The following is an 18,883-nucleotide window of genomic DNA, read 5'->3' on the forward strand; positions in this document are numbered from 1 at the left end:
CAGAAAAGGATGGAAAAAGACGTACTCATCAGCATCCGCGGACTGCAGTATCTGATGGATGAGGAATCCGGCGAACAAGAACCGGTGGAGGTTATGACGACGGGTTCGTACTACAAGAAAAACGGCCATCACTTTCTGATCTACGACGAGGCAACCGAAGGCTTTGACATGATGACGCACAACATGATCAAATTTACGGAAAACGCCCTCGAGGTGCGCAAGCGCGGCCTCATTGATGTCCATATGATTTTTGAGGAGGATAAAAAGAACATTTCGTTTTATCACACGCCATATGGCATGATCAACATGGGAGTTGCGGCGACGAAGGTCAGAATGAAAGAGACGCCGGATCAGATTTTACTGAAGGCAGAATACGCGCTCGACATCAACGACAGCTACGTGGGGGACTGCGTAATCGATATCGAGGTAAGACCGCGGGAAGGCGGAAAACTGAATTTATAAAAAATACCCGGGAAGAATGAAAATCATTCAACTCGGGTATTTTCGCGAGCAACGAGCCAAAGTCCGGGCTTGCACGAGACCTTGGCGACTGCCGCGAAAGCAAAAAGAAACACGCAAAGCGTGTTTCTTTTTGTTTCAGATGAAATTTTATTTCTCCTCGCCGCGTGCCTTGCGGAGCATTTTCTGCCAGAAGCCGTTTTTCTTTTCCGGCTGCTCTAAAGAACCGCGGATGCCGCGAACGCCGGTGATGTAGATACCGCTTACGGTAGCTTTGACTTCTTTTTTCACCGGGATCTGATCGAAGATAGCAGCGTCGCAGATCAGGGTCATGATTCTCGGACCGACTTTTGCTTTGACGATCGGCAGTTTTGCACGACGCATCATTTTCGGTGTCTGGTCGATGACCATCTGTGGAAGTCCGGAATCTTTCATGCGAAGCTTTTTCTTATCTATGATCAACATGGAGACAGTCTGTTTCATGGCCTCCATTTGTTCCTGCTGTGCGGCCTGTTTTGTCTGTGCTTTTTTACCGAAGTAATACAGCAGACCAAGGATGACAGCGATGACAGCTAATACGATTAATACGATAATCCAGGGTTTCATCCCTCTATTCCTCCTCTGCAAAAAATAATGTGGGCATCGGAACATACAATGCCAGTCTATGAACATTCTAACATTGATTTCGGCAAAACGCAAACACATTTTAGCGCAATCCAGGCGATTTTACGGTCGAAAATCATAAGAATTTCTAAAATCGGAGCCCCAGCCTTTTTTTTACCAGACAAGTATGGTAAAATGAGATTTACAACGCGCCGGGAACGGCGTAGTATGGAGGAAAATTCAAGAATGAAAAGAAAAGCAGCAGTCATGCTTCTGCTCATGACACTGGGAGCAGCCAGTGTGAGCGGATGTGGAAAAAACAATACAACAAGCAGCAGTTCCGTATCAAGCGCAAGCAGCACAAGCGCTTCCTCAGCATCCGATGCGTCGAGCGCAGGCAGCACATCGTCCGACAGCACAGCTTCTGAGGAATACGCTTCCCCGAGTGATGTAGACGGGATTCCGGTTGTCGATGAGGAAGTTGATCCTGCAGAGTGTGTAACGCTTGGAGATTACAAAAAGCTCACACTGGAAAAGAAAGTAGAGCAGGTAACGGATGATGACGTACAGACGGCCATTATGGCAGAGACAGCTGTCACCATGGACGATCCGGATGCCACCGTACAAAAAGGCGACACCGCCGATATTGCCTATGTTGGCAAAGTTGATGGCAAGGAGTTTGACGGCGGAAGCAGCGATTCCTACAATCTGGTGATCGGATCCGGTACCTTCATCGATGGATTTGAGGATGGTGTCATTGGAATGAAAACAGGGGAGACAAAGGATCTGAACCTGAAATTCCCTGACAGCTATCAGAGTACCGATCTGGCAGGAAAAGATGTTGTGTTTACCGTTACGGTAAATGCGTTTACCCGCCCGGCAGAAAACATTGACGGATGGGAACTCGACGATGCATGGGTAGCAGAGAATACAGATTACAGTACTGTGGAGGAATACCGTGCCGGAAAACGCGCAGAGCTGGAGGCTGCAAATGAGACGACAGCGGAAAATAATCTGCAGAATGACGCGATGCAGCAGGTGGCAGACGGCTGTACGTTTCACAAAATTCCGAAATCCTATATCACCCTTGGCGAAGAAGATTACGATAAACGGTATACCTCTTATCTTCAGAATTACGGCATTTCCCTGGACGACTATCTGGAGCAGTATGCGGACAGAGCGACCTACAATCAGGAGAAAGCAACGTATGCAGGAACGATGGCAAAAAGTGCCCTCCTTCTGGATGCCGTAAAAGAGGCAGAAGGCTGGACAACAGATGACCAGGATTACCAGCAGATCTTAAACGATGAGGCAGCCAATGCCAATATGTCGCAGGAAGATTTCCTGAAGGCAGCCAATGACTATTACGGGGAAGATACGGTAGTGCGCAACATCATGATGGAGCGCATGATCAATATGGTTCTCGATAATGCAACGGTCAATACTGTGACTGTGGATGCAGACGGAAATACAGTAGAATAAAAAGAGAAATCACCCCGGAAAACAGGATAAAAATTTCTGTTTTCCGGGGTGATTTAACCGAATCAAGTAAGTCCCCTGCTTCCATTGCGAAAAGCAATAAGCAGTGGGTGGGGACTTGCTTGTATCAGGAGGAGTGCAAGCTCCTTCTGATAAACTGCGGAGCAGTTATTCAGTTATGAGCAAGTAGCGAAGCGGATTGCGAATATCCGCTTCGCATGTGGGAAACGAATTGTGTTCGTTACGCCATGATTTTGCGGAACAGATCCTTTAGATCTTCTACGCTTGCATCCTTCGGGTTGCCCGGTGCGCAGGCATCTGCGTGTGCGGAATCTGCAAGGAACTGCAGATCTTCTTCTTTGACTGCCTCGAGAACAGATGGGATTCCAACGTCTGCGGACAGCTTCTTAACAGCATCAATCGCTGCTTTTCTATACTCTTCCTGAGACATTTCGTCTACACCTGTAACGCCCATGGCACGTGCGATTTCGCGGTATTTCTCACCGGTGCACTCCTGGTTGTATTCCATAACGATCGGAAGCATCATGGCACATGCAACACCGTGTGGGGTATCATAAACAGCACCAAGGGTGTGTGCCATGGAGTGAGCGATTCCAAGACCTACGTTGGAGAAGCCCATACCTGCGATGTACTGGCCAAGAGCCATTCCTTCGCGTCCCTCTTTGGTGTTTGCGACAGCACCGCGCAGAGATTTGGAGATGAGTTCGATGGCTTTCAGATGGAACATATCGGTCATTTCCCATGCAGCTTTTGTGGTGTAACCCTCGATTGCGTGGGTCAGAGCGTCCATACCGGTGGAAGCGGTCAGGCCTTTCGGCATGGAGGACATCATATCCGGGTCAACAACTGCGATGATCGGCATATCGTGTGGGTCAACGCATACGAATTTACGTTTTCTCTCTACGTCGGTGATAACGTAGTTGATGGTAACCTCTGCAGCAGTACCGGCTGTAGTCGGAACGGCGATGATCGGTACACACGGATTTTTGGTCGGTGCGGTGCCCTCAAGGCTTCTGACATCCTCAAACTCCGGGTTTGCGATGATGATACCGATGGCTTTGGAGGTATCCATAGAAGAGCCGCCGCCGATGGCGATCAGATAGTCAGCGCCGGATGCCTTGAAAGCTTCTACGCCGTGTTTTACGTTTTCGATGGTCGGGTTTGGCTTGATATCGCTGTAAAGCTCATAGTCGAGTCCGTTTGCGGTCAGAATATCGGTTACTTTGGAAGTAACGTTGAATTTAATCAGATCCGGGTCAGAGCATACGAAAGCTTTCTTGAAGCCGTGTGCCTTTGCTTCATTTGCGATCTCGGCAATAGCGCCTGCTCCGTGATAAGAGGTTGCATTTAAATTAATACGATTTGCCATGATTGAAAAACTCCCTTCTAAAATGAATGAATGGTTTTACTGAACTTGTTATTATATTAACAAATCCGGAAGGGAAAAAGAAAGTGACAGAAGAAGCGAAGTGTAACACTTTAAAAAAAATCGCCATTGTGACAAAAACAACAGAACAAAATTTGTGAAAAATAACCAGAGCGTGTCTGAAAAACCATTTCCGCAATCTGCAAGCCCCACTTTGACACGCGCTCTAAGAGAGCAGCTGCAGATTCCGGAACAGTTTTTTTAAGTCTTCCGGCATTGCCCGGACGAGAAGAGCTGCAAACTCGGAAGGTGTCAGATCCATGCCGGTAAGCACCCATTTTACGGTCATGGTGATGGAACCCTGACAGTACATTTCGAGAAGAAAATGCATTTCCGGTGAAACCGGACTGCCGCTTTTTTCGTGAATCAGATTTTCGTAGAACGCGAGAATCAGATCGAAATCGTGCTCACGCAGAGAATTCTGTTTGTCGTAGCGGAAGGCCGCGGCGAAAAAAGCTTTTTCTTTCTGAATATAGGTAAATTTCTTTTCCAGACTGTCAAAAACAGTCGTTCCGCGCCCCATATGTTCGAAGGATTTTGTCAGTAATTTATCAAAGTACCAGTTGATCAGATCGTATTTGTCGAGAAAATTGCGGTAGAAGGTCTGGCGGGTAACACCGCAGATTTCACAGATCTGGCGCACGGTGATCTCTTCAACGGGTGTTGTTTTCATGCACTCCTTCATGGATTCGGCAAGACGGTATTTTGTTTTTTCTCCTTTGGGAGCAGATACGGTGGAATGGATCATCCGGGTAGTTTCCTTTCGCTTCGAAAATTGTAACTATGCAGAGTTATGCATATATTATAACGCGAATCCGAAAAAATAAAAAGCCCTGAACATGTTCCGGAGATAAGATACAGGAACATATTCAGGACGATTTTGCCTATTTTCTTTTGTTTACGGCCTGTCCGACACAGTAGCATACAGCGGCAACAACCATGCCGTTGATGGAAGCGATGCCCCAGTGTAAGAGGTTCGCAACAATGGCACCGAGAATGACACCGGCAACCGCAAACCAGTCTACGGTTTTAAGCTTCGGCTGATCGGTTTCAAAGTCCTTTTTGTTCATGAAGTAGGCGAGCACCAGAATCATGCCGACCGGCGGCAGGGTACAATTCAGAATGTTGAGCCAGCCGCAGAAGTTGTAGTACAGCCATACGGAGGCAACCGTTCCGATGATACCGGAAAGGAGAACCATCGGTTTTTTCCTCTGATGGAAGATGTTGGCAAGACCAAGACCTGCGGTATACAGAGCGTTGTCGTTTGTAGTCCAGATATTAAGACCGAGAACGAGAACAGCCAGGTAGAACAGGTTCAGGCGGACCATAACCTCGAAGATATCGTTTCCGCCGACAAAGATCGAGGAAACGGCACCGAAGAAGAACATCAGGGAGTTTCCGATGAAGAAGGCCACAACCGTGGTGATGGCACCCGCTTTTCCGTCCTTTGCAAAACGTGCGAAGTTCGGGGTTGCGGTTCCGCCGGAAACGAAGGAGCCGATGACAAGACCGGCACCGCCGATGATAGTCAGAGATCCGCTGGATTTGGCAAACTGATCGATGATCGTTCCGTCGCCTCTCATTACGGCCATGACCATGGCGATCGTTCCGAGAATGGCAACACTTGGTACAGCGATATAGCTGACGATGGTCAGAGATTCAATACCAAAATAGGCAGAGGCGGTCATGCAGACGCCGGCAAGAATAACAAGTCCCCACTGTGCCGCAGTGCTTCCGCCGAGCAGCTCCTTGGAAACCGGAATTGCAAACATGGCAAGACCGACACCAAACCATCCGATCTGCGTAAAGCTGGTCATGGCTGACGGCAGATAGGAACCTTTTTCGCCAAAGGCTCTCTGGGACAAAAGATCAAGTGACAGACCGGTTTTTGCACCGACGTAGCCGAGCAGACCGGTATAAATACCAAGAATGATTCCACCAAGGATCAGTGATCCCAAAAAGCCCCAGAAATCGAGGCCGTCAGCGAGCTGCTGGCCGACCCACATGCTTGCCGAGAAGAAGGTGAAGCCAAGCATGATCATAAACATGGTTACTACATTTTTCCGGGCAGAAGACGGAACCGCGCTGTCCGCGAAGTCAACATCTTTTACTTTCTTTTCTTTTTCCATAATATCTCCTGAAAACTGTGATTACGGTTCGCCGAAATTCAGCGAACCGTAAGAAATGGTTTTTTGTTACAGCATGTATTTGCGAAGTGCTGCGGTAAATTCTTCGATTCGTTCAGCCGCAATTTCTTTCAGGGTAGCATCGCCAAGGCTTGCAATGTAACCTTTTTCCTGGCGGTACAGCCATTTGGCCACGCGTTCATCAATTTCTTCGTAGTGATTGATGTGAATCCACTCTTCGTAGGATGCGTCAAGCGGGCAGCCGAGCTTCTCCTCGAGCAGTCTGGTAAAGTCGATCCGGTCGGCCCTCTCCAACATTTTATTCCAGAAGTCGAGAACCTCCTCGACATGCTCATGGATTTCATAGCGTCTTGCACCGCCGTCGTAGATGATGCATTTTTCAAACAGCGGATCACGCATGGAAAGAGTTTCTCTTCGGAACTCCGGTGCAATGATACCGTCTTTCCAGTAGAAATCGACATCCGGCAGATTGATTCCGGATACGCCCCTGTCCTGATAGGTGCTGAAGATTCCTTCGTAATATACTGTGATAAAGCCTTCAAACTCCGGCCAGAACTCACGGATTTCTTTGGTGAGACGTTCCAGAATCTTGATTCCGGTTGTGCCGCCGATCGTAAAGATGATAATGTTGCGAAGGGAAGCACCATGCTCACGATAGAAATCGGTTACGTAGCGCAGGCAGTGGATCAGCGTCTCACCCGTTGCGATGATATCGCCGATCAGAAGTGTGCTTCCCGGAACCATCGTCAGCTTGCTGTACTTGATTTCCAGTCCTGCGATTTCTTCCTCTTTAAAGACACGCTCACTTGACAGAAAGCTGATGTCATGTACACGAATGTGTTCGCGGTAGCAGCTTTCCTCCAGCGGATAATTCAAAGCACCGCGCAGGATGGAAAGGATGTTGGCTGCGGTTACTTTTCCCTGCTCTTTAAAATAATAAAGCATCTGTGAAGTGGACGGGATCAGGCAGTGATAAACCTCATACCCGACAACCTCCGGTGTGTTCAGAAGTTTTCTTGTCTCTGCTTCGGAAACGACATAGTATTCGTTTTCATAATCGCCGCCTGCGAGGCGGTAGCAGTCCACGCCCTGTTCCGAAAACTCCGGCACCAGTTTTACTTCATTCCATTTTTCCATTCAAAAGTTCCTCCCGGTTTTCCCTCTTTGGTAAACATCATATAGGTAGTTCATTCTGTTTGCTATAAACTTTTAACAGTGTAAGGTGTAGCAACCTGATTGTCAAGGGAAAAGGCGAATTTACATGATTTTCTTGCAGAAGAAGGGAATGCGCCGCGATAAAAAATTTTACCGGGTTTTGCCTTCTCCGGAAAAATATTCCTTTGTAAGCTCCACAACCTTGCCCGAAAGCAGGAAGAGCGCAATCAGGTTTGGGATTGCCATGAGGCCGTTGAAGGTCTCGGCAATGCTCCACATCAGGCCAAGATTTGCGGTGGCGCCAAGGATGGCAACCAGCGCATAGGCGGCCATAAAATATTTTGTGATTCTTTCGGAGAATAAAAACTCGATGCAGCGTGCACCGTAAAGTCCCCATCCGAGAATTGTGGAAAAGGCGAAGCAGCACATCGCGAACGCGGTGAGCAGCGAAACCCAGTTTCCGTATGTAAGGGTAAAACCGCTGATGGTCAGCTCTGCGCCGGCAGCCTGTCCGTAGGTGATGGAAGTACCGCTGCAGAGAATAACAAGTGCAGTTAAGGTACAAATCACGATCGTATCAGTAAATACCTCAAAGATACCGAACATACCCTGTTTGACCGGCTTTTTTGTGTCGGCACAGGCGTGCGCGATCGAACCGGTACCAAGACCTGCCTCGTTTGAGAAAATACCGCGGGACACACCTTTTTTTACACTCATAAGCATGCTTCCGACGATACCGCCTGTAACGGCGGAGGGACGGAAGGCGCCCTCAAGGATCGAAACGAAAACAGACGGAATCCGGTTGAGGTTCAGCAAAATTACACCGATGGCAAGGACAATATAAAACAGAGCCATAAACGGAACGAGCTTTTCTGTTACCTGTGCGATCCGTTTGACACCGCCGAGCAGGATCAGCGCTACGAGTGCCGCAATGATGATACCCTGAAACAGGTTGGAGGTCGGGATCGCGTCCTTTGAGATCACATGGTAATTCATCAGTGCGGAGTTGACTGCGGTTGTGATGGTGTTGACCTGCGTTGCATTTCCGGTTCCGAACACAGTCAGTACACCGAAAGCAGCGAAAAGATAGGCCAGAAAATGCCATTTTTTGCTGAGACCGTTTTTGATGTAATACATCGGTCCGCCGACGAGTTCTCCGTTGGCGTTTTTCTCGTGATAGAAAACAGCCAGTGTTACCTCGGCAAATTTCGTACACATGCCGAGCAGGGCGGAAACCCACATCCAGAACACGGCACCGGGTCCGCCGATAGCGATAGCGCCGGCGACACCGGCAATATTACCGGTACCGACCGTGGCGGCAAGTGCTGTACAGACCGCCTGGAACGGTGTAATTGCGCCATCGGAAGCATCTCGTTTGCGGAACATTCTTCCGAGCGTTGTGCGGATCGCATACGGGAATTTTCGAATCTGGAGAAAACGGGTGCGCAGACTCAGGTAAAGGCCGACACCGAAAATGCAGATCATAGCCGGAACACCCCAGATAAAATTGTTCACGGCATTGTTGATGGTTTCAATCAGTTGGAGCATAGATACCTCTTTCTTTTTCATAAGCAGAAGCACTTTTTTGGAAGATCAGTGCTTTCATAAAGTAACACAATGCAAAAAGTATATCATCTCAGACGAGATTTGCAAGTTTTTTTCGAGAAAAAACGCGGAACCCCCAAATTTTTTGCGATTCCGGAAAGATATATTTTCTCTAGCCTTATGGGTTTACCATGAGCCAGGCGGTTTTTTACGTTTTCTTCCAGTTTTTGTGAAGGAATGCAGCGAAATATGATAGAATAGAGAAAAAACAGAAAAGAGGATTATTGCCATGTTTCAGGTAATTGATATGCACTGCGACACCATCCCGGCGCTGCAGTGGAAGGAAAAACAGGAGCATCTTGCGGATGCGGATCTTCAGATCAATCTGGATAAGCTGGAAAAGGGCGGCAGCCTCTGCCAGTGCTTTTCTCTGTTTACGTTCCTGAAGGGACTGAAAGACGAAACACCGTTTGAGCATGTGAGAAAGCTGGCTGATCTCTGGAAATCAGAGGTGGAACGGTATCCGGACCGCATTTGTCAGATCAAAACGTATGCGGATCTGATGCAGGTACAGAAGGAAGGAAAAATAGGCGCGGTGATGACCGTCGAAGAGGGTGGTGTTTACGAGGGAAGTATTGAAAAACTGCATACGATGTACGATCTCGGCGTGCGGATTTCCACACTGACCTGGAACTTCCCGAATGAACTCGGATTCCCAAACCCGGCGCAGGAAGAGGGAAAGCCATATCTTCCGGATCTTGAAAACGGGCTGACGCCGACCGGTATTACCTTTGTCGAGGAGATGGAGCGGCTCGGCATAGTGATCGATTTATCACACTTAAATGATGCCGGAATCCGCGACGTTTTTGCGCATACGAGAGGTCCGGTCATTGCGTCCCATTCCAATGCGCGCGGCGCGTGCTTCCATCTGAGAAACCTTTCGGATGAAATGATTCGTCAGCTCGCAGAGCGTGGCGGCGTCACTGGTATCAATTTCTGTCCGTCGTTTCTGCGCGAGGAGGAGCCGGCAGCGAAAAAGGCATCGACGATGGATATGGTACGCCATATGAAATATCTGCGAAACGTCGGCGGCATCGACATCATCGGCCTTGGAACCGATTTTGACGGTTTCAGCGGTGAAACGGATGTGCCGGACACCGCGCATATGCAGCATCTCGCAGATGTGATGAGCCACGACGGTTTCACCGATGAAGAGATCGAGAAGGTCTTTTCCAAGAATGTACTTCGGGTGTTTAGAGAATGCTGGAAATAAAACTACAGCTCTGGTGATGCCGCCAGAAGCTCCTTTGTATAATCATTCTGCGGATGCGCAAACAGTTCTTCCGTCTCCGCGTTCTCCACAATCCGGCCTTCTTTCATCACGAGAACCCGGTCGCACATCTGATAGATCACGTTGAGGTCATGCGAGATAAAGAGAATCGAGAGCTGAAGCTCCTCCTGAAGCTGAACCATCAGCTCCATGATCTGCTTCTGAATCGTCACATCGAGAGCGGAAACCGGTTCGTCGGCAAGGATCAGACGTGAGCCCTGGATCAGTGCGGCCGCGATGCTGACTCTCTGGCGCTGGCCGCCGGAGAGCTCATGCGGGCGGCGTTTCAGGTGCTCTGCGGAGAGGCCGACTCTTTCGGCCATCGCAAGAACCCGTTTTTTTCGTTCTTCTTTTGGAACCTTCTGCATCCGAAGCGGCTCCTCTAAAATCCAGGAGATTTTCTTCGCAGGATTCAGGGAAGAAAACGGATCCTGGAAAATCATCTGCGGATGGTCGACCTGCGAAATTATTTCGCCCTCATCTGGGCGGATAAATCCTAAGATCACTTTGGAGAGTGTCGATTTTCCGCATCCGCTCTCTCCGACGAGACCGAGAATTTCATTTTCATGAAGCTCGAAAGAGATATCATGAAGCACCGTTTTTCTCTGCTTTCCCTCCTGATAGGAGGCAGAAATATGGCTGACTTTCAGAATGTTGTTCGGACTGATTTCTTCCATGGGTTATTTCTCCTTTTCCGCCGGCGGAGCAGCTTTTTTGTCAGAGCCTGTCGGCCATTGAGCTGTTGGAGCGATTTTGATTCGCTTTCGCAGCGATGTTCGTCGGTTCGGAATTGCATCGAGCAGGCGGCGGGTGTAGTCTTCCTTCGGGTGGAAAAAGACATCGTCCACACTGCCGGATTCCACAATCGTCCCATGATTCATGACGATGACCCGGTCACAGAGCGAACGGATGACGCCGAGGTCGTGTGAGATAAAAAGAATCGCCGTGTGATGGCGTTCATTGATTTTTTTCAGCAGCTTTAAGATCTGCGACTGAATCGTCACATCAAGAGCTGTTGTCGGCTCGTCTGCAATCAGAAGCTTCGGTTCTGTAATGAGTGCCGCAGCGATCATCACCCTCTGGCGCTGACCGCCGGAGAGCTGGTGAGGGTATTTTTTGCAAAGCTTTTCCGGGTCGGGAAGCTCGACCTCATGCATTATGGCAAGAACCTTTTCATGACGTTCTGCCGGTGTGCAGCTCTCATGGATCAGCAGTCCTTCTGCAATCTGTTCTTCAATGGTCAGAACCGGATTTAAAGAGGTCATCGGTTCCTGAAAAATCATGCTGATTTCTTTTCCGCGGATGCGCTGCAGATCCTGGCTGGAAGCGTGCGCAACGGAAGAATCTTCGTAGAGAATTTCTCCGCCGGATACGGCAGAATTTTCCTTTAAAAGGTGCAGAATGGAGAGCGCCGTCTGGGTTTTGCCGGAACCGGATTCCCCGACAATGCCAAGCGTCTCACCTTCTTCTAAGGAAAAGGAGATGCCTTTTACCACTTCGGTCGGTGGCGTGGTATCGTAAAATGCAATTTTTAAGTCACGTACATCGAGAAGTGCCATATCAGTTACCGCCTTTCTTCTGTAATCCGTCGCCGAGGAGCGATACGCCAAGCGCCAGTAAAATGACGGCAAGACCGGGGAAAACAGAGCCCCAGGGAGCAGTCATCAGATACGTCTGGGATTCTGAGAGCATCCGTCCAAGCGAGGCATCGGGCGGCTGGACACCGATGCCGAGAAAGCTCATGCCGGCCTCGGAGAGAACGGCGTTGTTGAAACCGATTGCTGCCATCGAAAGAAGGGACGGGACCGTATTTGGCAGGATATGTACAAATATGATCCGAAGATGGGAAACACCCATCAGACGGGCACTTTTGACATAGTCCATATCTTTGCGTGCGAGAAATTCGCTTCTGGTGATACGTGCAAAGCTCGGAATGAATACGATACCGAGTGCAAGGATCACGTTGTATTTGCCGGGACCCAGCAGCGCGATAAATACCAGCGCCAGCAGGATTCCCGGAAAGGAAACAATGACATCGTTTATGCGCATCAGGATTTCGTCAATCCATCCGCCAAAATACCCGGTGAACGCACCGACGAGGACGCCAATGGTTCCGCCGAGCAGCAGAGTAGCGAAAGCGACGAAGAAGGTTGTACCGGTTCCTTTTAAGACGCGGCTGAAAATATCGCGTCCAAAGTGATCGCAGCCGAACGGGTGCGACAGAGAGGGAGCAGCAAACTTGGCTGCGCCGTTCATTGCATCCGGGTCGTACGGTGTGTAGAAAAAGCCGATCAGAAGAAACAGAAGCATAAAAGCGGTGAGAACAGCTCCGATGATCAGCGTGAGATTGCGTTTCTTTTTCATAATGAAAACCCTTTCCTTTGTCGTGGGCGGCTCCCCATGACCTTTCGGTCGCGGGAGCTGATGATCGAAAGCTCCCGTCAGTCTTTTACGCGGATACGCGGATCAATTCTGCCATACAGCAGATCTACCACGAAATTGATGATAATAATGAGGGCGGCGATCAGTACAAGGATGCCCTGAACCACGGGGTAATCGCGGTTGGAGATCGAAGTGATCAGAAGATTGCCCATGCCCGGAATCGAAAAAACCTGTTCCAGAATAATGCTGTTTGCCACAATATCTGCGATTGTCATGCCCCAGAAGGTCAGTACCGGAATCAGGGCGTTTTTCAGCACATGGTGATACATAACACGGCGTGTACTGTTTCCGCGGGAATAGGCGGTGCGCACATAGTCGGCATCGAGCTGCGAGAGCACAGAGCTGCGCAGCATTTTGACAGCCATGGAACAGCGCGGAAGTGCAATGGCGGCAGACGGTGCAACAAGATAACCGATAAAACCGGAAAAATTTTCAGAAATCGGCACATAGGCGCCCGGCTGAAACCATTTGAGAATCAGACCGAAAAGATACGTGATCAGAATACCGATGAAAAATCCCGGCACAGACATGATCACCTGATTGATCGTCATGATCAGCCGGTCCAGATGGCCTCCGGCGTGCTGTGCTGTGAAAATGCCGATGGGAATCGAGACAACAAGGATCATCAGGAATGCGATAACGGTGATAGCGATGGTAATCGGAACTTTATCGCGGATCAGTTCTCCGACCGGCATCGAGTACGAATACGAGGTGCCGAGATCTCCATGAAAAAAGCCGGTTACCCACGAAGCATACCGTTCCAGAACCGGCCGATCCAGTCCCATTTCCTTTTGCAGAGCCTCAATCCGCTCCGGCGTCGCCTCCGTGCCAAGCTGCGATTTTGCCGCATCTCCGGGTATGACGGAAAAGGCAAAGAACGATAAAAAGGATACAAGAAGCAGCGTAAGAAGGAGAGAGCCGAATTTCTTTGCAATGTATTTCATGAATGGAAATTCCTCCTTGTGTAATGTAGGATACTCCGGGAATTTTTCCCGGCTTATAAAAGCAGGCACAGAAAAGCTTCGGGCGTATCGGCTGAAGGTTTTCGTGCACGTCATTTTTATTGTAGACAATGCAGGTGTAAATAGCAAGATAAAATTGGAATATCTCGAATTACAGAATAACAGGAAAAGGCCTCTTGCATAACCGGTGTGGATGATGCAAAAAGCCTTTGATAAATGCCTTCGATAAATCCCCTGTTTAGTTTTCCATTTCCCGTCCGAGATACGTTGCCGCTACCTGGAGGAGCTTTTTTTCCGTGTCGCCCGGCAGGGACTCCCTGTCTTTGCCGCAGAGAATGACCGAACCGATGGCATCACCGGAGGAGAGAATCGGAAAAATGAGCTCCGGCAGAGGAGTAGTATTGTCTGTGTTTTCCAAAATTGAAAAATAAGCCTTTTCACCGGGACGCGCAAGTACTGTTTTCCGGTTCAGAATCGCCTCCTCCAGCCGGCTGCTGATGGACTTGCCAAGATAATTTTTCTGTTCCGGCCCGTTTGCCGCCACAATCTGTTCCTGATCCGAAACACAGACGAGACATCCGGTCACCGTTGAAATTGATTTTGTAAACCCTGCTGCGCATTCCGCCAGCTCTTCGATCGGTGAGTATTTCTTCAGGATAATCTCACCCTCCCGTCCGGTATAAATTTCCATGGCCTGTCCTTCCCGGATCCGCATCGTGCGCCGGATTTCCTTGGGAACTACCACACGCCCCAGATCATCAATCCTTCGAACAATTCCCGTCGCTTTCATATGAAAAATTCCTCCTGTTTCCGCAATGTACTTTCCATAATTTGTGCTGTATGGGTAGTATGTGGAAAAACAGGTGGAATTATGCATGGAAAAAAGAAACAGTATTTCCGCTGTTTGCAGCAATTTCGGAAAAAATACAGTGGAACAGCAGTGGTTAGTCTGGTTGCTCCTTTTACAGAAGACTGCGGTCTTTTCCGAGATAGAACAAAGCGATCGTATCCGGTCCGACGTGGCTTCCGGTGCAGTAATCGTAGGAAGTATTGATAAACTCACGCACCTTCACTCTTTTCTGGATTTCTTCCATCATATAAAGAGATTCCTCATAGGCATCTGCATGTGCGATTCCGACGATCTGCTTTTCCGGTTCTTCGATCGTTTCACAGAAAAGACGGATCAGTTCATTTAAAACGGCTTTGCGTCCGCGGACATTCTTGTAGGAAACAATATAGCCATCTTCACTTCCACGCAGAATCGGTTTGATTTTCAGCATATTTCCGACCACAGCGACACTTCCCTTGATTCTTCCGGTACGGGAAAGATATTTCAGATCGCCGACGGTGAAAACACCGTTCATTTTGCCGACGTAGGTTTCCAGAAGATCTGCCGCTTCGTCTACGTTCATGCCCCGATCGCGCATTTCGCTGGCATAGATGGCGAGGATGCCCTGTGCAAGAGAGGCATTCAGGGAATCGACGAGGCGGATTTTACGTTTTCCGCCGTATTCCTCAAGAAGCTCCTCGGCAGCAAGTCTTGCGGAGTTATAAGTTCCGCTGATGTTTTTGCTTAAGGAAAGATAGATGACATCCTGATCTGCCTCAAGAGCGGTGCGGAACGCATCCGCAAAATTTGCGGTGCTGATCAGTCCGGTCTTGATTTCACAGCCGGTGCGCATGGCATTGTAATATTCTTTTCCTTTTGCAAGCTCCTCTTCCGGTGACAGATCCGGGTCGAAGCAGACCAGCTCTTTTCCATTCACAAGATTGACGAAAGAAACGACATGGATATCGTATTTTTTCGCAGTAACAGCAGGCAGATTTGCTGCTGAATCAACAAAAACCTGAAACATACATAAATTCTCCTTTGTAGTGTAAATGTCCCCCAAAATGATGTAACTTTTGATAAGCATTGTAGCACATTGTATCACCAAAGAAGAGAGATTTCAATGGAAGATAGACAACATACTACAAAGGAGTGTGCCGACAAGTTGATTCCTGAAATCATCTGTTTTCGGAAGAAATTTGACCAGGTATCAATGCATAGTAATAATGACCAAAAACGGCAGACGTATTTTTAGTAAAAACCGCTTTTGAAATAAAATCGTTTTATCTATAAATGAGCAAGTTCGTGATTTTGCATAAAAGAAAGACACCTTGATTCTTGATGTTGTATAATGAAAGTGACGAAACAAACATTTACAACATTTACGAAAGAAGGTGCCTCTTGCAAATACTATACATCATTCTTTATTCATATACAACCAGCTTAAGCAATTAAGGATAGAGTAAACTTACTGTCAGTTGGAGAGTTGCAGAAGATTCCCTGCTATGAACTTGACCAGATTGTTTTCTCATAGTCTACTTCTCCCACAGTGTTTTGGTAGCATTTCGTATTTGCTGAAGGTACATGAAAGTGTTCTCCTGTTAAATAATATTCTGTAAGTTATTTTCTATAGATATCCGCTGATAGTAGGTATCTATGATATCCTGCAAAGTAATCGTATTCATTTTTTCTTCGGCAGCCTTTTGAATTTCATTATAAAATCCCTGCAAAGATAACTGAATGTTAATACCAACGCCACAATCTGGATTGGTATGAGTATCTAAATGAAGCAATGGTTTATCACCTTCAACTGCTTTATAAATATCCAGCAATGTAATCTGATCGGCTGGTTTTGAAAGAGAAGGACGGGCATGTCCGGCTACACTGGTCATAAGTTCAGCTTTTTTTAGTTTTAACATAAGCTGGCGTACAAAGCCGGGATTTGTATGGACACTTTCTGCAATTGAGGCACTGGAGAGGGATTTTTCCTGGTTGATAGCAATCAGAACCATCACATGAACAGTATCACTTAATTTCGTTGAATATTTCATGATAAGAAACTCCTTGTAGTATGATATAATGATCTTGTTTTCACGTTTTTGGGATGAAAATATTTCTGGTTTGTTTAAAACATCCTAAGTTCTCAACAGTTCTTTTTAATGTGTTGATAAACTGTACATTTTTTAATGCTTTGATGATTGTAAATAATATAATTACAACTATAATGGAGATTAAAGGAAAAGTCAACACAGATACTATAAATGCTCACAAAGGAGAACTTATGGAATACAAAAATCAAACAGAAAATCGTGCATTTCAGGAAATGTTGCAGGCAGCAGTAAAACGGCTGCAAAATCGTTCCGGAGAGGAGATTGCTGCAAAAAGCGGGGCTGTTTTTCATAGCAGCCGGAATGTGCTTGAAGTACTGAGTTTTTATGAAACAATTGAAATTCAACTCCCTGAGTTTCGTATTAACTCAAACGTGGACGAATGGCATTATCTGACATTGCTGCATTATCTGGATATGGCCGATGGCACAGAAGGCTCACAGAAGCTCATTACTTTTGGTAACCTGAAAGATGGATTGATACGGGGAACCAAGTTTGACCGGACTGCAGAGCAGAAACTGGAAAAGCTTTTGCAGGATAAAGATCCTGAGAAAATTCAGAAAGCATGTAAAAACCTGGGTGCAGAATTCACAGAGACAAAGGCGGATCTGTGTGCTGTTTTTCCAGTTCTGCCAAGATATCCGGTAACTTTAAAGATATGGTTTGCAGATGAAGAATTTCCTGCATCTGGCAAAATATTTCTTCAGGATCATGCCGATCATTATCTGAGTGTAGAAGATGCGGTAACAGTTGGAGAAATTTTGCTGCAAAAATTATCGGAAGCCTTTTCTTCTCTCTGATCATGAATCAGAAAACTTTCCAACCCGGCTTTGATAAATTTGTCGATTACTGTCTGAATCTGTTTCCAGTCATTACAGTGATTGCGGAGCATCAGTCTGTTGATGGAAAGGCAGCCATTCATTTGAAAATAAAAAACCGATTCTGCCTGTTCAAAGGTCAGGAGGCTGTGTGACATAAGCCAGGTCACATAGCCTTCTTTTGTATTTTCTGCTATTTTTTCCAGAAGAATAGGGGCAATTGCATCATCCAGAAACAGTGCCCTGTATTGTGATTCCATCTGTATTTTCTGACAGAACGGATAGGAACAGCTTTTTTGATTTAGACAGAATAAATGATCTACAGTTGTTAACATATCCTGAGTCATATCATTAAAAATATCTGATAATACATCATGGATATCGTAGTAATGAAGATAAAAAGTGCCACGGTTGATTTCAGCATTTTTGCAGATCTCTGTAACTGTAATTTTCGTAAAACTTTTCTGATTTAACAACTCTAAGAACGTATCTTTTATGGTTTGCCTGGTATAGCGGGTACGGCGATCTTGTTTTCTCGTTTTTTCTGACATTATATACTCCTGTATTAGTTAGTATCATATAATTTCTCAACAATTTTTCTGATGTGTTGAGTAACCATACAAATCTCACAGATTGATTATTGTAATTTATATAGTAACAACTATAATGAGGTTTAAAGAAAAAGTCAACAGATTGTTCAGAATTTTAGGAGGAAAAACATGGGACATGTAATTGCAGTATCAGGAAAAGGCGGCGTAGGAAAAACAACTCTTTGTGGATTGTTGATCCAGTATTTATGTGAAAGCGGAAAACGTCCGGTCCTAGCGGTGGATGCAGATGCAAATGCAAATTTGAACGAAGTGCTCGGTGTTGAGCCGGAGGTCACACTTGGGGAGCTGAGAGAAGAAATTGAGCGGGCAGGCATAGACCCACGATATCAGATTCCCTCCGGTATGACAAAACAGGCATATCTGGAAATGCGTCTTTCTGATGCGATTGCAGAAGAAGACGATTATGATTTGATGGTAATGGGACGAACCCAGGGACAGGGCTGCTATTGTTTTGTAAATGGCCTTGTGCAGACCCAGGTTCAGAAACTGCAAAGCCATTATCCATATATTGTGGTTGATAACGAAGCGGGTATGGAACACATCAGCAGAGGAATTCTGCCAATGATGGAAGTTGCGATTCTTGTGAGTGACTGTTCCAGAAGAGGTGTTCAGGCAGCCGGACGTATTGCAAAGCTGATGAATGAATTAAACTTTAAACCACAGAAAACTGGATTAATCGTGAATCGTGTTCCGGATGGAAAACTGGATGCCGGAACTCTGGAAGAAATCCGAAATCAGGGATTGGAACTGTTAGGCGTTGTACCACATGATGACCAGGTATATCAGTATGACTGTGATGGAAAGCCGATCATACGGCTTCCGAAAGATTCTCCTGTAAGAAGTGCACTGGGAGAAATTGTAAAGAAGTTAGGATTGTGAGTTGGAGGATTGGAAGTTTGAAAACTGCGCGTCGCATTCTCGTTACTTCAGCCTGCAAATAAAAAGTCA

Annotated in this window: 19 protein-coding genes; 5 read left to right on the forward strand and 14 right to left on the reverse strand. The window is 47.0% G+C overall.

Annotated elements, in window-relative coordinates; genetic code table 11:
* The first annotated feature begins 9 nt into the window (after positions 1-9).
* Positions 10-462 carry a DUF1934 domain-containing protein gene (locus DXD92_RS14765; RefSeq protein WP_022462143.1) on the forward strand — a complete coding sequence of 151 codons (453 nt, stop codon included), beginning with the start codon at positions 10-12 and terminating at the stop codon, positions 460-462.
* Positions 463-609: 147 nt separating this feature from the next.
* Here DXD92_RS14765 and DXD92_RS14770 read toward each other — a convergent pair whose 3' ends face one another.
* On the reverse strand, positions 610-1,065 hold the full coding sequence (locus DXD92_RS14770) for a hypothetical protein (protein ID WP_055221777.1): 456 nt from the start codon (positions 1,063-1,065) through the stop codon (positions 610-612).
* 243 nt (positions 1,066-1,308) lie between these two features.
* Between DXD92_RS14770 and tig the strand changes: the two genes are divergently transcribed.
* Positions 1,309-2,544 (forward strand): trigger factor, encoded by a 1,236-nt coding sequence (gene tig, locus DXD92_RS14775; protein WP_158581793.1) that lies wholly within the window; start codon positions 1,309-1,311, stop codon positions 2,542-2,544.
* 238 nt (positions 2,545-2,782) lie between these two features.
* Here tig and fucO read toward each other — a convergent pair whose 3' ends face one another.
* The 6 genes from fucO to DXD92_RS14800 all read right to left on the reverse strand — a co-directional run bounded on the left by fucO (position 2,783) and on the right by DXD92_RS14800 (position 8,838).
* Positions 2,783-3,931, reverse strand: a complete 1,149-nt coding sequence (gene fucO, locus DXD92_RS14780) for a lactaldehyde reductase (RefSeq protein WP_055226239.1) — start codon at positions 3,929-3,931, stop codon at positions 2,783-2,785.
* Positions 3,932-4,041: 110 nt separating this feature from the next.
* Complete coding sequence (locus DXD92_RS19730) at positions 4,042-4,149, reverse strand: DUF6783 domain-containing protein (RefSeq protein WP_368249169.1); 108 nt, start codon at positions 4,147-4,149, stop codon at positions 4,042-4,044.
* Between the two features lie 5 nt (positions 4,150-4,154).
* Positions 4,155-4,736, reverse strand: a complete 582-nt coding sequence (locus DXD92_RS14785) for a TetR/AcrR family transcriptional regulator C-terminal domain-containing protein (RefSeq protein ID WP_022462686.1) — start codon at positions 4,734-4,736, stop codon at positions 4,155-4,157.
* A 136-nt stretch (positions 4,737-4,872) separates the two neighbouring features.
* A complete protein-coding gene (gene codB, locus DXD92_RS14790; protein ID WP_118640879.1) occupies positions 4,873-6,117 on the reverse strand; it encodes a cytosine permease in 1,245 nt (414 codons plus the stop codon).
* Positions 6,118-6,183: 66 nt separating this feature from the next.
* Positions 6,184-7,272 carry a hypothetical protein gene (locus tag DXD92_RS14795; RefSeq protein ID WP_118640881.1) on the reverse strand — a complete coding sequence of 363 codons (1,089 nt, stop codon included), beginning with the start codon at positions 7,270-7,272 and terminating at the stop codon, positions 6,184-6,186.
* A gap of 168 nt (positions 7,273-7,440) precedes the next feature.
* Positions 7,441-8,838 (reverse strand): alanine/glycine:cation symporter family protein, encoded by a 1,398-nt coding sequence (locus tag DXD92_RS14800; protein WP_118640883.1) that lies wholly within the window; start codon positions 8,836-8,838, stop codon positions 7,441-7,443.
* A 286-nt stretch (positions 8,839-9,124) separates the two neighbouring features.
* Between DXD92_RS14800 and DXD92_RS14805 the strand changes: the two genes are divergently transcribed.
* Positions 9,125-10,108, forward strand: coding sequence for a dipeptidase (locus tag DXD92_RS14805; protein ID WP_118640885.1), 984 nt, complete (start codon positions 9,125-9,127; stop codon positions 10,106-10,108).
* A 2-nt stretch (positions 10,109-10,110) separates the two neighbouring features.
* Here DXD92_RS14805 and DXD92_RS14810 read toward each other — a convergent pair whose 3' ends face one another.
* The 7 genes from DXD92_RS14810 to DXD92_RS14845 form a co-directional block, all read right to left on the reverse strand.
* Positions 10,111-10,842 (reverse strand): ABC transporter ATP-binding protein, encoded by a 732-nt coding sequence (locus DXD92_RS14810; protein WP_117510043.1) that lies wholly within the window; start codon positions 10,840-10,842, stop codon positions 10,111-10,113.
* 3 nt (positions 10,843-10,845) lie between these two features.
* Positions 10,846-11,724, reverse strand: coding sequence for an ATP-binding cassette domain-containing protein (locus tag DXD92_RS14815; RefSeq protein ID WP_118640887.1), 879 nt, complete (start codon positions 11,722-11,724; stop codon positions 10,846-10,848).
* Between the two features lies 1 nt (position 11,725).
* The gene (locus DXD92_RS14820) at positions 11,726-12,529 is read right to left on the reverse strand and encodes an ABC transporter permease (RefSeq protein ID WP_022462692.1); all 804 of its coding nucleotides are present in this window, start codon (positions 12,527-12,529) and stop codon (positions 11,726-11,728) included.
* A gap of 77 nt (positions 12,530-12,606) precedes the next feature.
* Positions 12,607-13,551, reverse strand: a complete 945-nt coding sequence (locus DXD92_RS14825; protein ID WP_022462693.1) for an ABC transporter permease — start codon at positions 13,549-13,551, stop codon at positions 12,607-12,609.
* A 256-nt stretch (positions 13,552-13,807) separates the two neighbouring features.
* A complete protein-coding gene (locus DXD92_RS14835; RefSeq protein ID WP_055221761.1) occupies positions 13,808-14,359 on the reverse strand; it encodes a stage V sporulation T C-terminal domain-containing protein in 552 nt (183 codons plus the stop codon).
* A 172-nt stretch (positions 14,360-14,531) separates the two neighbouring features.
* Positions 14,532-15,425, reverse strand: a complete 894-nt coding sequence (locus tag DXD92_RS14840) for a DegV family protein (protein WP_118601663.1) — start codon at positions 15,423-15,425, stop codon at positions 14,532-14,534.
* 574 nt (positions 15,426-15,999) lie between these two features.
* The gene (locus DXD92_RS14845) at positions 16,000-16,449 is read right to left on the reverse strand and encodes an Rrf2 family transcriptional regulator (RefSeq protein ID WP_055221751.1); all 450 of its coding nucleotides are present in this window, start codon (positions 16,447-16,449) and stop codon (positions 16,000-16,002) included.
* Positions 16,450-16,679: 230 nt separating this feature from the next.
* Here DXD92_RS14845 and DXD92_RS14850 point away from each other — a divergent pair, with 230 nt between their 5' ends.
* Complete coding sequence (locus DXD92_RS14850; RefSeq protein WP_055226247.1) at positions 16,680-17,306, forward strand: DUF3786 domain-containing protein; 627 nt, start codon at positions 16,680-16,682, stop codon at positions 17,304-17,306.
* A gap of 737 nt (positions 17,307-18,043) precedes the next feature.
* Positions 18,044-18,814 carry an ATP-binding protein gene (locus DXD92_RS14860; RefSeq protein WP_117762263.1) on the forward strand — a complete coding sequence of 257 codons (771 nt, stop codon included), beginning with the start codon at positions 18,044-18,046 and terminating at the stop codon, positions 18,812-18,814.
* Positions 18,815-18,883: the final 69 nt, after the last annotated feature.

The sequence above is a fragment of the Blautia sp. TM10-2 genome (assembly GCF_003480845.1).
Taxonomy (GTDB): Bacteria; Bacillota; Clostridia; order Lachnospirales; family Lachnospiraceae; genus Fusicatenibacter; species Fusicatenibacter saccharivorans.

What these genes read in the sequence shown, in the direction of transcription:
- DXD92_RS14765 (WP_022462143.1), top strand. Translation starts at nt 10, where the DNA reads ATGGAAAAAGACGTACTCATCAGCATCCGCGGACTGCAGTATCTGATG.
- DXD92_RS14770 (WP_055221777.1), bottom strand. Translation starts at nt 1,065, where the DNA reads ATGAAACCCTGGATTATCGTATTAATCGTATTAGCTGTCATCGCTGTC.
- tig (WP_158581793.1), top strand. Translation starts at nt 1,309, where the DNA reads ATGAAAAGAAAAGCAGCAGTCATGCTTCTGCTCATGACACTGGGAGCA.
- fucO (WP_055226239.1), bottom strand. Translation starts at nt 3,931, where the DNA reads ATGGCAAATCGTATTAATTTAAATGCAACCTCTTATCACGGAGCAGGC.
- DXD92_RS14785 (WP_022462686.1), bottom strand. Translation starts at nt 4,736, where the DNA reads ATGATCCATTCCACCGTATCTGCTCCCAAAGGAGAAAAAACAAAATAC.
- codB (WP_118640879.1), bottom strand. Translation starts at nt 6,117, where the DNA reads ATGGAAAAAGAAAAGAAAGTAAAAGATGTTGACTTCGCGGACAGCGCG.
- DXD92_RS14795 (WP_118640881.1), bottom strand. Translation starts at nt 7,272, where the DNA reads ATGGAAAAATGGAATGAAGTAAAACTGGTGCCGGAGTTTTCGGAACAG.
- DXD92_RS14800 (WP_118640883.1), bottom strand. Translation starts at nt 8,838, where the DNA reads ATGCTCCAACTGATTGAAACCATCAACAATGCCGTGAACAATTTTATC.
- DXD92_RS14805 (WP_118640885.1), top strand. Translation starts at nt 9,125, where the DNA reads ATGTTTCAGGTAATTGATATGCACTGCGACACCATCCCGGCGCTGCAG.
- DXD92_RS14810 (WP_117510043.1), bottom strand. Translation starts at nt 10,842, where the DNA reads ATGGAAGAAATCAGTCCGAACAACATTCTGAAAGTCAGCCATATTTCT.
- DXD92_RS14815 (WP_118640887.1), bottom strand. Translation starts at nt 11,724, where the DNA reads ATGGCACTTCTCGATGTACGTGACTTAAAAATTGCATTTTACGATACC.
- DXD92_RS14820 (WP_022462692.1), bottom strand. Translation starts at nt 12,529, where the DNA reads ATGAAAAAGAAACGCAATCTCACGCTGATCATCGGAGCTGTTCTCACC.
- DXD92_RS14825 (WP_022462693.1), bottom strand. Translation starts at nt 13,551, where the DNA reads ATGAAATACATTGCAAAGAAATTCGGCTCTCTCCTTCTTACGCTGCTT.
- DXD92_RS14835 (WP_055221761.1), bottom strand. Translation starts at nt 14,359, where the DNA reads ATGAAAGCGACGGGAATTGTTCGAAGGATTGATGATCTGGGGCGTGTG.
- DXD92_RS14840 (WP_118601663.1), bottom strand. Translation starts at nt 15,425, where the DNA reads ATGTTTCAGGTTTTTGTTGATTCAGCAGCAAATCTGCCTGCTGTTACT.
- DXD92_RS14845 (WP_055221751.1), bottom strand. Translation starts at nt 16,449, where the DNA reads ATGAAATATTCAACGAAATTAAGTGATACTGTTCATGTGATGGTTCTG.
- DXD92_RS14850 (WP_055226247.1), top strand. Translation starts at nt 16,680, where the DNA reads ATGGAATACAAAAATCAAACAGAAAATCGTGCATTTCAGGAAATGTTG.
- DXD92_RS14860 (WP_117762263.1), top strand. Translation starts at nt 18,044, where the DNA reads ATGGGACATGTAATTGCAGTATCAGGAAAAGGCGGCGTAGGAAAAACA.